Below are 16,822 nucleotides of genomic sequence, written 5' to 3' on the forward strand. Positions count from 1 at the left end.
AAGCCGTCAGCGCCGATGGGACACCCGCCGGCCACGTGGCCAGGAGGCATTGTGCTGGAAGCACTGGGCATGACCCCCGATGAAGAACGGGTCTACCGCGCGATCGTCGGCGGCTACCGGACCGCGCCCGACGAGATCGCGGGCAAGATCGGCGTGGGCCGCGGCGAGGTCGACCCGATCCTGGAGGTCCTGCTGGCGAAGGGGCTCGTCAACAGGACCGACGAGCACTACGTGTCCGCGCCGCCGGACGTCTCGCTCGGTCCGCTGCTGGTGCACGGCCAGGAGAAGCTGGAGGCCGCCAGGGCCGCGGTGTCCCAGCTCGCCGAGGAGTACCGCGGCAGCGCGCGGCGGCGGGACTCCGCGCAGCTCGTCGAGGTCGTCACCGGGGTGGACGCGATCCGGCGGCAGGCCCTCGCCATCCAGCGCGGGGCCCGCGAAGAGTCGCTGTGGTTCTGCCTGGAGGGCAACGTCGCGATGGCGGCGTCGGAGAACGTCGAGGAGGCGCTCGCGCAGGCCCGCGGCGTGCGCTACCGCGTGATCTACGAGACCGGCCTGCTCGAAGAACCCGGCCGGATCGTCAACGTCCTGGAGGGGATCGAAGGTGGCGAGATCGCCCGCTCGATCTCGAAACTCCCGGTGCGCCTGGCCATCTCCGACCGCTCGGTGGCGCTGTGCCCGCTGGTCAGCCACGACAGCACGGGCGAGCCGACCGCCGCGCTCGTCCGGGAGAGCAGCCTGCTGTCCGCGCTGGTCGCGTTGTTCGAGGTCTACTGGGAACGCGCGTCGCCGCTGCGGATCGGCGACACCGCGCCCACGAGCCACCTCGACCCCGACGAGCGGCGGCTGCTGTCCCTGCTCATCGGCGGCGTCAGCGACAAGTCGATCGCGACGCAGCTCGACGTCAGCTACCGGACCGTCCAGCGGCGCCTGCAGGACCTGATGCGCCGGGTCAACGCCCGCACCCGGATGCAGCTGGCCTGGCAGGCCAGCAAACTCGGCTGGCTGGACGAGCCGAGCCCCGGGCACCTCCTGCCGCGAACCGGCGGAAGGCACCCGGAGCCCTTGAGCGAAACCGGCTAGCGCAGCCCGTACGCCCGCGTCACCGTCTGGTCGACGATCTCGCCCGCCGCGTCGGTGGCCTGCACCCGCAACGCGACGTACTTGTTCGTGGCCCCGAGCGACGGGTGGTCGATCGTGGCCTCGTAGGACTTCCCGGTGCGCTTGACGTCGACGGCGCGCCAGGTCCTGCCGTCGTCGTAGGACGCCCAGGCCTTCACCGATCGTACGTCCGGCGCGGCCATCCCGTCCTGGAACCGCGCGCTCAGGCCGATCCTGGCCTTCCGACCGGCCGGGAGCCGGTTGCCGGAGTCAGCGTCCACCGCGTAGTCCAGCTGCAGCAACGGAAGCAGCGCCGGCGCTGCCGACCGGGCCGAGCGGAACGTCCACGACGTCTGCGTGCTGGTGCCGAACAGCCACTCCGGTGAGTCGCGCCGCACCGACAGGTCGAGCCGGTAGGTCGCCGGGTCGGCGCCGGCGGGGAAGGTGCCGAACGCGTACGGCTGCTCCGACACGAGCTTGCCGTCCCGGAACAGTTTCGCCGACGTGGTGGCCGGGGCGGCCTGGTCGTCGCCTTCGTTGAAACCGTAGTGCCCGGCCTGGCTGTCGACGAACTCCGGGATCCGGATCCGCAGGTTGTCGCCCTCGCGGGTCGAGTCCAAACCGGGCACGCCCCGCGGGATGGCGGGCCGCACGACCGGTGCGAACCAGTCCTCGGTCAGGTTCTCCTTGCCCGTGTAGGTGCGCGGCGCCGCGGTCACACCGCCGTCGAGCGGCGACATCTCGTCCCACACCAGGCCGTGCTTGACCCGGTGCTGCCACTGGACGTCCCCGGAGCTGACGTACTCCTCGCGGGTCGACGGCGTCGTCACGTACCGCTGGTACTCGTTGACGGCGAAGTCCTGCCACGGCTTCCACGCGAACCGCTGTTCCTTGGCCTCCCCGCCGCTGCCGGTCTGGCGGTAGTGGGTGGTGACGGTCGCGGTGTTCGCCGCGGTGACCCGGTGGACGAGCTTCTCCGGGATCCGGTCGCGCTCGGTCTGCACCACGTCGTAGAGGTACGGACTGACCGCGATCCCTCGCAGGCTCAGGAAAGCCGGGAGGCGTTTGATCTTGCCGAGCAGCGCCACGCCCTCGTCCCGGTCGAGTTGAACGGTCGGGATCCGCAGGAACGGCGCCGCGCTGATCGACGGCACCGCGGCGGTCCCCCAGCCGTCCGGCACGACGATGAAGACGATCGCCGCCCCGGCGTCCGCGGCAGCGCGGGAGACCTCGTCGCGGTTGTAGTCCGCCGGGTCCGGGTCGACGATCGCGGCCTTCCCGCGCACGTTCGCCTTCGTGAAGTCCGCCGGTTTGCCCGCACCCGCGGAGACGGCCTGGAGCAGCCGCCACCCGTCCAGCTTGGGCGATCCGGCGAGGTAGCGGGTCGTGAGCGGAGCACGGCCGCCCAGGACGTTCGCCGTCAACGGCGGCGCGATCCGCGACCAGCGGGAGCCGAACTCGAAGGCCCCGGTCGTCACCTTCGGCGTCGGCGTGACCCAGAGTTCACGGGTGTAGTCGAACTGCATGGCGTAGTTCGCGATCTTGCGCGAGCCGAGTTCCCGGTAGGTGTAGTAGCTCCAGATCCCGGCCTGTTCCGACGGTTTCGGGGTCTCGATCTGCACCTTCACCGCCTTGCGGGCGTCCAGCACGATGGTCGTGTCGCCGGTGATCCGGATCTCCGGCTGGACGACCTGGTAGACGTAGTCGCTGCTCTGGACGCCGTTGACCTGCGCGGTCAGGTAGTACACGCCGTCGCCGAGCTCGACCGTCAGGCCGTCGCCGGCCAGCCAGGTGTTCACGTCGAAGCGGTAGTCCTCGCCGTACATCAGCAGCCACGGCGCGACCGTCGGCTTGCCCTGCAGGTCGAGGGCGGTGAGCGTGACCTTGCGCTTCGGCGCGGTCTTGTCCGCGCCGAGCGAGGTGTGCACGACCACACCGGACGCGGTCGCCGTGAGCCGCCCGCTGTAGGTGCCCGCCGCCAGTTTCGCCGGGTCGCCGGTGATCGTGACGCTCGCCTGGCCACCGGCCGGGACGTCCACAGTGGACTTGCCGAGCCGGATCCCGTCGGCGGCGGGGACACCGGCGAGGGACTTGGCGTCGAGGGCGAGCTTCAGGGAGACCGGTGTGGTGCCGACGTTGGTGTAGGTGACCTGCTTGACCACCGGCGCCCGGCCGTCCTCGACGGCGCCCAGGTCGAGCGTGCCGGTGGCGAAGACCTGCTGCTTCACCGCACGGGCGACGTCGACCCGGCCACCGCCCTGCTCGAACACCGAAAGTCCGCCGGCGGTCAGGGAGGTGCTGGCCAGCGCGTCCTTGAGCTGCCGGCCCGTCCAGTCCGGGTGCTGCTGGGCGAGGATCGCCACCGCGCCCGCGACGTGCGGCGTGGCCATCGACGTGCCGGACGCGGCGGTGTAGCGGTCGTCGACGACGTCGCCCATGGCGGTCCCCGCGGCGCGCGCGGCGACGATGCCGACGCCGGGCGCGGTGATGTCGGGCTTGACGGCGTTGTCGCCCAGGCGCGGGCCGCGGCTGGAGAACGGCGCCAGGCTCTCGTCACGGCCGACGGCGCCGACGGTCAGCGCCGCCGCGGCGGTGCCCGGCGAGCCGATCGTGTACGCGCCCAGTTCGCCGTCGTTGCCGCCGGCCACCACGAAGAGCGTGCCGGTCTGCGCGCTGAGCGCCTCGAGACCGAGGCTGAGCTCGTCGGTGCCGTCGGTCGGACCGCCGCCGAGGCTCATGTTGACCGCCTTGGCCCCGGAGTGCGCCGCCCACTCCATCCCGGCGAGGACCCAGGACTCGTAGCCGAAGCCGTCGTCGTCGAGGACCTTGCCGACGAGCAGTTTCGCGCCCGGCGCGGCGCCCTTGAGCCGCCCGCCCGAGGCGGCGCCGGAGCCCGCGATCGTCGAGGCGACGTGCGTGCCGTGGCCGAAGTGGTCGGTGGTGTCGGGGCTGGTCGTGAAGTTGACCGCCTCCTTCACGCGCCCGGCCAGGTCGGGGTGGGTGGGGTCGTAGCCGGTGTCGAGCACCGCGACCGTGGTGCCGGTGCCGTCGTAGCCCGCGGCCCACGCCTCGGGGGCGCCGATCTGCGGGACGCTCCGGTCGAGGGAGGCACGGACCTTGCGGTCCAGGGAGATCCGCTCGATCGCGTTGCCCGCCGACGACGTCCAGAACGCCGTGGCGTCGGCCTTGCTGGCCCGCGCGGAACGGCCGTTGACGCTGCTCAGCGTCACGCCCAGCTCGGCGGCCGCCGGGGCCGCCTCGGCGGTGCGCAGGTCGGCGCCCTTGCGGTAGGTGAGGATCAGCGGGAGCGTCTTCGACTGCTCGTCGGCGTAACCCTCGGCGATCAGCTCGGTGACGTCGAACAGGGTCCGGTCGACCTGCTTCGAGCCGAGCCGGGGGGCGACGTCCTCGGGGAAGACGCTGAGGTGGCCGTCGACCTCCTGCTGGTGGAACCGGATCTTCTCCCGGCCCGGTGCGGGCTGGACGGTGGCGGCCTGCTTGCCGCCGGGCTGCCGTTCGACCTGGACGACGTCCCCGGTGAGCAGGGTGACCGAATGCCGTTCGACGGCCGCGGGGGCCGGCGCCGCTGTCGGGCCGGGGGCCGCGTCCGCGGCTCCGGCGGTGCCCGCGGCCAGGGTGGCGACGCAGGTCAGGACCAGAACACGTGATCTCCAGTACATCGCACCAGGCTCGCGCCGTGATCGTCATCCGTCACTAGGGCGGCCGCGTCCAAAACACGACACGTCGCATCTTCGTCAGCGGACCACGGGCCACCCGGACGCCGGCCACTGGCCCACGACAATCGCCTGGGTGATCGACCGGTTCTCGCCGAGCCGATCGGGCCGGCAGCCGGAAGAATTCGCAGACGTCTGATCCGCCTCGAACACCGACCGACGAAAGGGCATCCGCATGAGGCTTCGCCGTCTGCTCGTCCTGCTGGCGCTGGTCGCGCCGGCCACGCTGGCCACGGCCCCTGCCGCGTCGGCGGTGATCGGCGGCTCGGTCAGCACCAGCGGGCCGTGGGCCGTGCGGATGCTCGTCGACGGCAAGGGCGAGTGCACCGGAACCGCGATCACGCGCGAATGGATCATCAGCGCGTCGCACTGCTTCTTCGAGCAGGCCGAGGCCATCGCGGACACCCGCATCGAGTTCCACGTCGGCCACCTGGACCAGCGGAAAGGCACCGTGGTGCGGCCGGTGCCCGGCAGCAGGCAGGGCAGCGCGGACGCCGACATGATGCTGATCAAGGTGCCGCCGATGACCGTCACCCCGGCGAAACTGCCCGCCACGGGCCCGGTGCGGCCGGGGCGGCACGTCCGGCAGTACGGCTGGGGCGCCACCTGCCAGGGCGACGAGAACAGCTGCCAGTCGGACGTGCTCAAGCAGTCGCTCCTGCGGGTCCTGGCCGCCGACGACCCGCACTGCGACGGCTTCGCCGTCCCGGGCGGAACCGACTTCTGCACCACGAGCGTCACCGGCATCCCGGCGGGCGGCGACTCCGGCGGCCCGGTCATGGGCACCGGCGCCGCGACGGGCACGCTCGTCGGGGTCTTCGACACCTCCGACCGCGACACCATGGCCGGTGCCGGCGACGTCTTCCGGCAGCTGAGCTGGATCCGCCGGGTCATCGGCTGACCGGCCACGCACCGTCCTAAGAGGACGTCGTCACTTCGGCGCGCGGTACGGGCGCTCGTAGTCGGTCCGGTCGTGGAACTTGGTGATGTCCCCCTTGCCGTCCTGCTTGAGCCGCGGGTACTCCGTCACGTCGAACACGTTGTCCGAGCGCCGGAACGGGTAGACGTCGTGGCCCTTGCCCGGGTAGCTGGGGAAGACGACGTGCGTCTTGCCGGCCTCGGAGTTCTTGGCGAAGGTCTCGGAGACGTAGTCCCACTTCTCCTGGACCAGCGGCCGCCGCGGGTCCTTGGGGTCCTTGATCCACCCGGGCATCTTCACGTTGTTGTCCTTGAGGGTGCCTTCGAGGGTGTTGCCGCCGTGCTGCTTGGCGATCTTGGTGGCCTTGTCCTCCATCGAGCCGAGGTACTCGTCCGGCTTCTTCCGCCCGGGCACCCGCTCCAGGTGACCGCCGGACCAGAAGAAGTGCTTGTCGGCCTTCAGCATCTTGTCGAGTTCCGGCTTGAACTTCTCGAACTCCTCCTTGCTCATGTTGTCGACGCGGACGGGCGGCTTCCGCGGGCTCTTCCGCGTCGCCGGCTGGGCCGCCTGCTTCTTCTTGTTCCGGTCGCGCAGCCGCTTCGCCCGGTCCTTCACCCGCCCCTTGAAACACCGCTGCGGGGCGAGGCCGAGCGGGTCGCTGTCGAGCAGCGGCTGGTCGACGTAGCCGACCGGGTTGGGCGCCGCGGCGAGGCCCAGCGGGTCCTGGCTGAGGTAGCGCGTGGTCCGCGGGTCGTAGTACCGGAAGACGTTGTAGTGCAGGCCGGTCTCCTCGTCGCGGCACTGACCGGGGAACGCCAGCGGCATCGCCGCGGTGTCGGCGCCGGCCAGCGGCACACCCCAGAAGCTGCTGCGGTCCTGCCAGACCAGCGTCCCGCGCTCGTCGAGCAGTTCGGTCGGCGTCCCGGCGGGCGAGGTGATCACGACCCGGAACCGGGCCTGTTCGACGACGCCGGCGTGCTCGACCTGCACGACGGGGCGATCGTCGTCGAAGCGCTCCCACGTGAGGATCCGGTGGGACCCGTCCGCCGGGCGGTGCTCCACCTGCTCGACGAGGTTCAGCTCGCTCCACAGGAACCGGACGTCCAGGGCGAGCTCGGGCTCCCCGTCCGGGCCGCTCACCCAGCAGCGCTTGGCGAACCGCCGCCCGATCGGGTCGTAGTGGTAGGTCCAGAGCGCACCGTCGGGCGTGCGCGCGGCACGCAGCCGGTCGAGGTGGTCCCACGTGTAGCCGCACGCCCGGCCGGCGTGGCGCCAGCCGGTGACGCGGCCCTGCTCGTCACCGTCGAAGTGGATGTCCCCGATGCGGGCGAGCCGGTTGCGCTCGTAACCGCGCGGGCCCGGCGGTGACGGCGTCGTCGCCGAGATGATGTTGCCCGCGGTGTCGCGGGTGAACCGTTCCGCCACCACCGGCCCGTGCGCCTCGCTGACCCGGCCGGCCGCGTCGTAGGAGAACTGCCACGGCCGGATCGTGTCGTCGACGCCGGCGAGCCTGCCGTCCGGCCGGTAGCGGTAGGTGCGCCGCCCGACCCCGGCGACGTCCTCCTCGGCGAGCCGGTCCTGTTCGTCGAACCGCCGCCGGAGCACCACCGCGCCGTCGACGCTGCGGACGGCTTCCCGTCCGGCGTCGTCGTAGGCGAATTCGACGTCGTGACCGGCGATCCGCAGCGATCGGGGCCGGCCGGACTCGGTGAAGCGCCACTCACTGTCCACACCGGACGAAGTCCGGCGGATGACGGCGTCGCCCTCGTCGCGCCAGCACACGCCGAGCCCGTTGATCGTGTCGGCGATGACCCGGTCACCGCCGTCGCGGCGGATCTCGACCCGCGACTCGGCGTTCTCGGCGACGACCAGCCGGCCGAGCGCGTCGTACACGTAGGTCGTGACGTCGTCGGGGGTCCGCCGCTCCGCGACGTTGCCCTCGAGGTCGTAGTCGTACTCGACGATCTGGCCGGCGCCGGTGGTCATGCGCCGCAGCTGGCCGGCCGCGTCGTGGGCGTAGGTGGTCCGGCGGCCGTCGAAGTCGGTCTCTTCGACGAGCCTGCCGGCGGCGTCGCGGACGTAGCGCCAGGTGAGGCCGGCCGGGTTGGTCACCGAGGTGAGCCGCAGCTCCCCGTCGTAGGTGAACAGCGTGCGCGCGCCCGCGGCGTCGGTCTCCTCCAGCACGAGGCCGAACGGGCCGTGCTTGCGGCGCCGAGGCGCACCCGCCGCGTCTCGGTATTCGACGACGTTGCCTTCCGCGTCGTGCACCCACGTCTCGCGGCCGCCGTGCGGGTCGAGCCGCCAGGCGCGGCGGCCGTCGGCGGTCCAGCCGAGCCGCGCGGCCCCGCCGGACGCCGTGTGCGCGAGGCGCGGGCGGCCGTACAGGTCGCGGTCGCCGGGGCGGGCCGCCGGGTCGGTCACGGGCGCGTCCTCGAACGGGTCGGGCGGCTCCAGAACGTCCACCGGGAGCCCGTTGCCGAGCAGCGTGGTGGCCGGGTCGAACTCGGCCACCAGCCGCTCGATCTCGTCGTCGCCTTCGCCGGCCTGCAGCCACACCGCGCCGTCTTCGGCCGGGGTCAGCCGCACGGCGGGCGCTCCGGGGCGGTGGAGGGACACCAGCCCGTCGTCGTCGTACTCGTAGCGGGTCTCGCGGCCCAGTTCGTCCACTTGGGACAGCAGCTCGTCCCGCCGGTTCCACTCGTAGCGCCGGGAGTTGCCCAGCGGGTCGATGCGCTCGATCAGCTGGTGGGCCGCGTTCAGGCGGTAGGTCCAGGTGTGGCCGAGGGCGTCGGTGTGCCGGCTCGTGCCGGGTTCGTAGGCGAAAGCCGCGTTGTAGTAACCGTTCGCGCCCACCGCGCGGACGCAGCGGCCGACGTTGTCGTAGACGTAGCGGTACCAGGTGCCGACCCGGTCCTGCCAGCCGACGAGCCGGTGGTCGAAGTCGTGGTCGAGCGCCATCGAGCGGCCCGCGAAGTCCGTCACCGAGCTCAGCTGGGTGAGCCGGTTGTACGCGAACCGCACCACCGGCGGCTGCCCCGGCGCCCCCAGCGCGACGATCCGGCCCCGCGCGGTGCTGACCACGATCTCGACGCCGCCAGGCCGGCGCAGCCTCGTGGGTGAACCGTCGGCGGCGTAGTCGATTTCGGTGCGCTCGCCGTCCTGCTCGATGGCCGTCACCGGCAGAACACCGCCGGTGCCGGAGAAATACAGTTCGCGGCGGCCCACCGAGAGCCGGAAACCCTGTGGCACACGGCGCAGCCGGTGCCGCGGCCCCTGCACCGGCAGCACGGGCTCGTCGCCCGGGACGGGGTACTCCAGCACCATGCCGTCTTCGGCGTAGAACCGGACCCGGTTCGCGTCGAGCTCCAGCCGTTGGTCCCAAGTGGACGTCCACGATGGACCGAACCACCGGCCGGCCCGGTAGGACGACAGGTGCGTCCGGGAGAGCTCCAGGTCCGCGACCTCGCCGGGCAGGGTGGCGTCGACCTGGGTCATCACGACCTCGCCCGTCGCGACGTCGATCGGGTCACCGCAGTAGTTCTTCGACTTGTCGGCCGCCGAACGGTCGGGGTTGTCCTTCTTCCTGGTGTCGTTGCCCTTGTCGCCCTTGCCGCCTTTGCCGCCACCTTTGCCGCCGCTGTTCCCGGCGCCGCTGGGGTTCGTCTGGTCGCTGTCGTTCTTGTGGCCGCCCTTGTCCGCGCCGTTGTCACCACCCTTGTGACCGTCGCCGCCCTTGCCGTCGCCGTGGCCCGCGCTCGAGGTGGCGGTGCTGTCGTCGTCGTGCGGCTTGTCCTTCTTGGCGTCGGGGCCGCCGTCACCCTTCTTGCCGCCGGGCTTCTCCTTGATGGGTCGCGGGGCGTCCACCTTGCCGGGCTTGATCTTGCGCAGCGCCTTGGCGGCGTCGTCGAACAGCGTCCCGGCCTTCTTGAGCAGCGGCACGAGGGCCTTGAGCGCTTTGACGAGCTTCTTGACCAGGTCGGCGATCTTCGACGCGGTCTTGGCGACCGCGGCCACGACCTGCGGCACCACCCAGGTCAGGCCGATGCCGAGGGTGAACACCACCTGCAGCGCCCAGCTGATGAGGTGGCCGACGAGCTCGGCGATGATGTCGCGGACGAGCATCCGGACGGCGGCGACGACCTCACCGGCCGTCTTGACGCCGCTGGAGGCCCCTTCGCAGCCCTTCTGGGCGGCGGTGAGGATGTCGACCGTGTCGGCGGCCCGCTGGCGGTACTGGTCGGAGGCGTTCCCGCTCCAGGACTGCAGGTCGGCCTTGACCATGTCGGTCAGGTCCGTGCCGACGGCCCCGAGTTCCTCGGCGACGTTCGCCCACGTCTGGGACTGGGCCTTGATCTGGTCGGCGTCCCCGGTCAGGGCGTCGAGCGCCGCGGAGAGCGGGCCGACGTGTTCCAGCAGCCACCCGACCCCCGCGGCGAGGATCGACCCGAAGGGATCCATGGCCATGGACAGCGCGTCGAGCGCGACCCCGACGGCCCCCATCGCGACCGAGGCCCAGTCGCCGCTCTCGATCCCCTGCTTGAGATCGTTCGCGGACTCCAGCAGCGGCACCCCGGAAATGGCCGTGGTGGAATCTTCGCGCTGAGCTACCAGCGGGTTCGCCATGGCGTCGGTTCCTTCTCGCGGTTCACTCGATGACCGCCGCAACCCCCGGCATCCACCGTGACGACGTCGCGCACCCAGGTGCCGCTGACGACTCTCGTGACCGGGCAGCGTCGATCCCCCACCGGGTGATCGTAGCGAGTCTTCGCGGCCAACCGGGGGTGAACAGCGCGGAAACTGCGCGGAAGTCCGGCGGGAAGAGCCCGTTCGCACCAGCACGTTCCGTGACTTCGGATGTCGACGTCGATCGTGGCCGCACTGCTATTGCAGCGATTTCTTCTGCACGGAAATCTCGGCGCGAACACCCCCTGCAGTGTGACCGTGAGTGATCGGGAGCGCACGGGCGAGGTAGCGGCCCGTAGCCGCAATGTGACACTTACCCTTTTCAGTGCACAGGCTGCGATGTACCATCGGATTTGATCAAGCCGACGGAATCGGGGCCCGGACGGCACAATCTCCTGGACGGTGCGCCCGTCCACTCCCATGCCGAGGTGTCGGACCCATGAGGTCGGTAGTCGGCCGCGCGCTGCGCGGATTCTTCGTCGCCGTTGTGCTGGTCGCCGGCAGTGTGAGCACGGCCGGGGCGGTGACCGCGCCCGCCGACAGCCAGAAAGAGGCGGCGCGCACCCCGCTCGCCGACGTCGCGAAGACGCCGGAGCCGCAGGTGCCGGACAAATCCTGGCAGGTCGACGGGAACGGCACGTTCACCGACGACATCGCGATCCGCGTCCCGGCCTTCCACAACATCACCCCGGAACTTTCGCTGGCCTACGATTCTTCCGCGCGCAACGGGCTGGCCGGGGTCGGCTGGACGCTCAACGGCCTGAGCGAGATCGAGCGGGCCGGCAGCGGCAAGGGCGCGCCCCGGTACGACGGCTCGGACGGCTACCTCCTGGACGGCGAGGAGCTCGTCCCCTGCGCCGCCGGCAGTGTGAGCCCGAGCTGCACCTCGGGTGGCACGCACTCGACCAAGAACGAGTCCTTCGGGAGGGTCGCGCTGACCGGCACCGGCGCCGCCAGCCGGTGGACCTTGACCGCGAAGGACGGCGTCAAGCGCGTCTACGCGCCGGTGCTGTCCGCCGCGACCGATCTCGTCTACCGGTGGGGCCTCAGCCAGGTCGTCGACACCAAGAACAACACGGTCTCCTACAACTGGGCGGTCAACCAGTTCGAGTGCTGCTGGGAGTACCTCGACTCGGTCACCTACAACCAGGCCACGATCAAGTTCCTCTACGAGAAGCGCACCGACACCGACCTCGAGGCGATGGGCAACGGCGGCCTCCGGACCGTCCAAGGGCGCATCAAGACCGTCGACGTGAGCGTGGCCGGCGGCCGGGTCCGCGCGTACAAGCTGACCTACGCCACCAGTGACGCGACGGGCCGGTCGCTCCTGTCGGCCGTGCAGCAGTTCGGCACCGACGCCGTGCTGGACGCCACCGGCACCGTCACCGGCGGCACGGCGATGCCGGCCGTCTCGGCGACCTACCAGGCCGGCGCGCCCGCGTTCGTCTCCGGCAACGACAACAAGGCGTTCACCGGGAACAACAACACCGCCAAGAACTTCCCGATGGACATCAACGGCGACGGCAAGACCGACATGCTCGAGCTGTGGCCGAACTTCGGTTCCTACCAACGCAAGACGTGGCTCTCCAACGGCACCGACTTCACGCTCGCGTCGACGGAGGGCGCGACGTCGCTCAACCAGAACGCGCGTTACCTGCCCGGCGACTTCACCGGTGACGGGAAGTCCGACCTGCTGGAGTTCTCCCCCTCCGGCCTCGGCATGGCGCGGCAGCTGTGGGTGTCCACCGGCACCGGCTTCACGGCGGGCTCGACCGGCGCGGCCCAGGGCCGCAACGACGCGAACTCGCGCTTCCTCCCGATGGACGTCAACGGCGACGGCAAGACCGACGTCCTCGAGCTGTACTCCTGCGGCATCTTCCCCGTGAACTTCTGCCGCGCGACTTGGCTTTCGGACGGCACCACCTTCACGCTCGCCTCCAACGACGCCGGCATCGGGATGAGCGCGGATCGGCAGTTCGAGGCCGCCGACGTGAACGGCGACGGCAAGTCCGACTTCATCGAGCTGCTGCCCGCGCTCTTCGGCGCCGGTACCCGGCACATCTGGCTGTCCACCGGCACGGGCTTCGTCTCCGGGGCGACCGACGGCGGCATCTCCTGGAGCCAGCCGGACGCCGAGGGCGCCGGCAGCCGGTTCCTGATCATGGACGTCAACGACGACGACAAGGCCGACATGGTCGAGCTCTACCCGGCGTTCGGCACGTACACCCGCCGGACCTGGCTCTCCACCGGCTACGGCTACAAGCTGGGTGCCACCGACACGAGCATGAGCTACAGCACGGCGTCCAAGCAGCTCGTGATGGACGTCAACGGCGATCACCGGATGGACATGGTCACCCTCTCCCCCGGATTCCTGGGCGCCTCGACGAAGCGCGACATCTGGCTGTCCACCGGCACCGGCTTCGCGCCCGGCGCGAGCGACCCGACGATGGGCACCTACACCTGCAGCAAAGGCAACTGCACCGCCGACTTCCTCGAGATGGACGTCAACGGCGACATGCGCACGGAGATGGTGGAGCTCTACAACACCAACTTCGGCCTCAACAAGGGGCGCCACATCTGGAACATGGGTGGCGCGGCGACCGACGTGCTGACGTCCCGCACCAACGAGTGGGGCGCCAAGACGACGGTGAGCTACAAGCCGTCCTCCGCGTGGGCGAACACGAACAACCCGCCGCTGACCCAGACGGTGGCCGCGGTGACCGACGACGCCGGCCCGGGCGGCGCCGCGACCACGAACTACAGCTACTCGGGCGGGACGTACTACCACCCGGAGCGCACGTTCCTCGGGTTCCGCACGCAGCGGGAGACCAAGCCCTGCAACGCGGGCGAGACGGCGTGCCCGTACACCGACACGACCTTCCGCCAGGACCTCGCCGCGATCGGCCGGCCGGAGCGCGTCGAGAACCACGAAGGTGACGGCGCGCTGCTGAGCGCGACGGTCACCGAATACGCCACCAGCGGCACGACCGTGCCGAGGACCGTGCTGCCGACCGGCACCTGGGAGTACGCGTACACCGGCCGGAGCGCGGTCTGCCCCGGAGCGGACTGCAAGCGCACCCACACGAGCCTGGCGTACAACGCCTACGGCGAGGTGGTGACCCGGATCGAGCACGGCGACGAAGAGCAGCCGGGCGACGAGCGCACGACGGTGACCACGTTCGTGCCCAACACGGCCGCCTACATCGTGGACAAACCCGCCGCGGTGAAGGTCGTCGCCGGCGTCGGCGCCGGTGGGACCAGGCTCAGCGAGACCCGCACCGGCTACGACGGCGTGAAGGCCTGGGACCAGGCCCCGGCGGCCGGCTTCGAGACGACGTCCGCGCGGTGGCTCTCGACCACGGACGCGTTCGTCGAGACCGGCAAGGAGTACGACGCCTGGGGCAACCTCACCGCGGAGATCGACCCGGTCGGCGCGCGCACCACGCTCGGCTACGACCCGGCCTACCACGTGTTCCAGACCTCGGAGACCAACGCGCTGTCCCAGACGGTCGACGCGACGTGGGACGCCGGCTGCGGCACGCCGACCCGGGTGAACGACCTCAACAAGCAGCCGACCACGCTCACCTACGACCCGCTGTGCCGGGTGGTCGAGACCACCCAGCCCGGCGGCAAGTTCGAACGCCACAAGTGGGTGAACGTCGGCGATCCGGCCGGGCAGTACGAGCAGGTCGAGAAGCCGGCCGCGGACGGCACGAGCGCTCCGCAGTGGAGCCGCCGCTACGTCGACGGTCTGCAGCGCCCGTACCGCACCGCGGCGAAGGGCCCGGACGCCGCGACCGGCGACATCTACGTCGACACGGCGTACAACGCCCGCGGCCAGGTCGCGTCGAAGACCGCGCCCTACTACCGGGTGGCGGGCCAGGCGCAGCCGGCGACCTACGCGACGACCACCGCCTACGACGGACTCGACCGGTCGACCAGGACCACACTGCCGGACGGCGCGACCCAGACCGAGAGCTACGGCCCGTGGTCGACCACCACCACCGACGAGAGCGGCCACACCACGACCGACCGCACGGACGCGTACGGCAAGCGCGTCGAGCGCCAGCAGGTGGTCGGCGGCCAGCCCAGTACCGCGCGGTACAGCTACGACCTGCGCGGCAACCTCGCGCAGTCGACCGACCCGGCCGGGTACGTCATCACCTACACCACCGACTCGTTCGGCCGGCAGACGAAGGTGGCGGATCCGGACAAGGGCGCCACCACCTACGAGTGGGACGCCGCCGGCCGGGCGACCGCGCAGACCGACGCGAACAACCACCGCACGACCTTCACCAACGACCTGCTGGGCCGCGAGACCGGCAAGACGTCCGACGCGGGCACCGCTTCCGCCGCAACGGTTTCCTGGACCTACGACCAGGTCCAGGACGGCTTCTACAACGTCGGAAAGGTCACCTCGAACGCCGACGCGGCCGGCACCAGGACGTTCGGCTACGACGCCCTCGGCCACGTCGTCAAGACGGTGCGCACCGTGGGCGGCACGGCCTACGAGTTCCGGTACGGCTTCGACACGGGCGACCGGAAGCTGTGGACCACCTACCCCGACGGTGACACGCAGGGCACCGCGGCGGCGCCGCTGCGCTACGACAGCGCGGGCCGGCTCGCGGCGATCCCCGGCTACGTCACCTCGGCGACCTACAACGCCGACGGCAAGGTGACCACGATCGCCAACGCCAACGGCACCGTGACCACCCGCCCGCACGACGGCGCCCGCGGCTGGCTCACCGGCATCAAGACGACGTCGGGCGCCGACGTCGTCCAGGACAACGCGTTCACCCGCGACGCGAGCGGCAAGATCACAAAGGTCACCAGCCCGTTCCCCGACGAGAGCTGGACCTACGCCTACGACGAGGCCGACCAGCTCACCAGCGCGACCGCGGACACCGGCACGGCGAACAACCAGTCCGTGTCCTACGACGCGGCCGGCAACATCGCCGGGAACTCCCGGACCGGGGACTACACCTACGACCCGGCGCACCCGCACGCGGTGACCACCGCCGGCTCGAACAGCTACACCTACGACGCGGCGGGCAACATGACCTCCGGGGCCGGCCGCACCCTGACCTGGAACGGTGACGGCCTGCTGGCCTCGGTCGTCAAGAACGGCGTCACCGCCACCTTCACCTACGACGCCGACGGCGCCCGCCTCCAGCAGGTCGAGGGCAGTTCCACGCGCCGCTACCTCGGTGCCGACTACGAGGTCGACGTCACCGCCGGCACCACCACCAAGTACATCTCGATCGACGGAACGCCGGTGGCCCGGGTCGACGGCGGGACGAAGTACTGGGTGCACACCGACGTCCAGGGCTCGATCCAGGCCGAGACCAACGCCGCCGGCGTCGAGGTCCACCGCAAGAAGTACCGGCCCTTCGGCGAGGTCCTGTCGACCGGCGGGTCGCTGCCCTTCGAGTCGCGCGGCTTCACCGCCGAACGCCAGGACTCGACCGGGCTGGTGTACCTCAACGCCCGCTACTACGACCCGCAGCTGGGCCGGTTCATCTCGCCCGACCCCACCATCGACGGCGAGGACACCGTCGGCCTCAACCGGTACGCCTACGCCGCGAACGACCCGGTGAACCAGACCGACCACACCGGCCTCTCGTGCCAGACGTCCGCCGGCAAGAAGTGCGACGCCAAGGACGAGGTGAAGATCAGCCGGTCGGAGATCATCGACCGCGCGCAGAACTGGGTCGATCACAAGCCCGGGCCGTACTACGACCCGGAGAACCTCGCACCCGGTGACACCGGTTTCTCACCCGGACCGGGCGACGGGCGCTCGTACCGCCGCGACTGCTCCGGTTACGTCTCGATGGCGTGGCACCTCAGCTGGAGCGCGAGCACGTGGACCCTGCCCGACTACTCACACGAGATCAGCCGCGACGACCTCAGGCCCGGAGACATCCTCAACTCGGCCGAGCACCACGTGGTCCTCTTCCACCGGTGGATCGACAACAAGGGGAACTTCGAGTACTACTCGTTCGGCTCCACCCCGGTGAAGCACAGCACGGCCAACATCAACGATCGGACCCTGGACAGTCACCCGAACAGCGAGTACCGGGCGTGGCGCTACGACAACGTCGTCGAGGACGATCCCACCGTCCAGGCTCCGGTCGCCCACTCGCCGTTCTCCTAGTGACAGCCTGTTGTGCAGACAGGTGAAGGCCTCCGGTCGTGAAGTGGAGCTGTCCAGGAACCACACCACCGACCGGAGGCCTTCGTGTCCCACCATGACCCCACGCACCCGACTGGTGCGGACGGTCGTGCGGCTGCGGCGGCGCAAGCGGCTGGGACCTGACCAGATCGGTGGCCGGCTCGGCCTGCTCGCCTCGACACTCCCGGGTCGCCTACGCCGGGATCCACGCCGACA

The 16,822-nt window shown here is 70.9% G+C and carries 5 protein-coding genes; 3 read left to right on the forward strand and 2 right to left on the reverse strand.

Annotated features, from left to right (window positions below):
• Positions 1 to 15 precede the first annotated feature (15 nt).
• Positions 16 to 1,080, forward strand: a complete 1,065-nt coding sequence (locus tag OG439_RS19110) for a helix-turn-helix domain-containing protein (protein WP_326950708.1) — start codon at positions 16 to 18, stop codon at positions 1,078 to 1,080.
• Here OG439_RS19110 and OG439_RS19115 read toward each other — a convergent pair.
• Complete coding sequence (locus tag OG439_RS19115; RefSeq protein ID WP_326950709.1) at positions 1,077 to 4,778, reverse strand: S8 family serine peptidase; 3,702 nt, start codon at positions 4,776 to 4,778, stop codon at positions 1,077 to 1,079. The genes OG439_RS19110 and OG439_RS19115 overlap by 4 nt on opposite strands.
• 229 nt (positions 4,779 to 5,007) lie before the next feature.
• On the opposite strand from OG439_RS19115, the gene OG439_RS19120 reads away from it, so the two are divergent.
• Entirely contained in the window at positions 5,008 to 5,733 is a 726-nt protein-coding gene (locus OG439_RS19120) for a S1 family peptidase (protein WP_326950710.1), read from the forward strand.
• Positions 5,734 to 5,763: 30 nt separating this feature from the next.
• On the opposite strand, the gene OG439_RS19125 is transcribed toward OG439_RS19120, so the two are convergent.
• Complete coding sequence (locus OG439_RS19125) at positions 5,764 to 10,374, reverse strand: DUF6531 domain-containing protein (protein WP_326950711.1); 4,611 nt, start codon at positions 10,372 to 10,374, stop codon at positions 5,764 to 5,766.
• Positions 10,375 to 10,873: 499 nt separating this feature from the next.
• Here OG439_RS19125 and OG439_RS19130 point away from each other — a divergent pair, with 499 nt between their 5' ends.
• A complete protein-coding gene (locus tag OG439_RS19130; protein WP_326950712.1) occupies positions 10,874 to 16,588 on the forward strand; it encodes an RHS repeat-associated core domain-containing protein in 5,715 nt (1,904 codons plus the stop codon).
• The last annotated feature ends 234 nt before the right edge of the window (positions 16,589 to 16,822 follow it).

The organism is Amycolatopsis sp. NBC_01307, from assembly GCF_035975215.1.
GTDB lineage: Bacteria > Actinomycetota > Actinomycetes > Mycobacteriales > Pseudonocardiaceae > Amycolatopsis.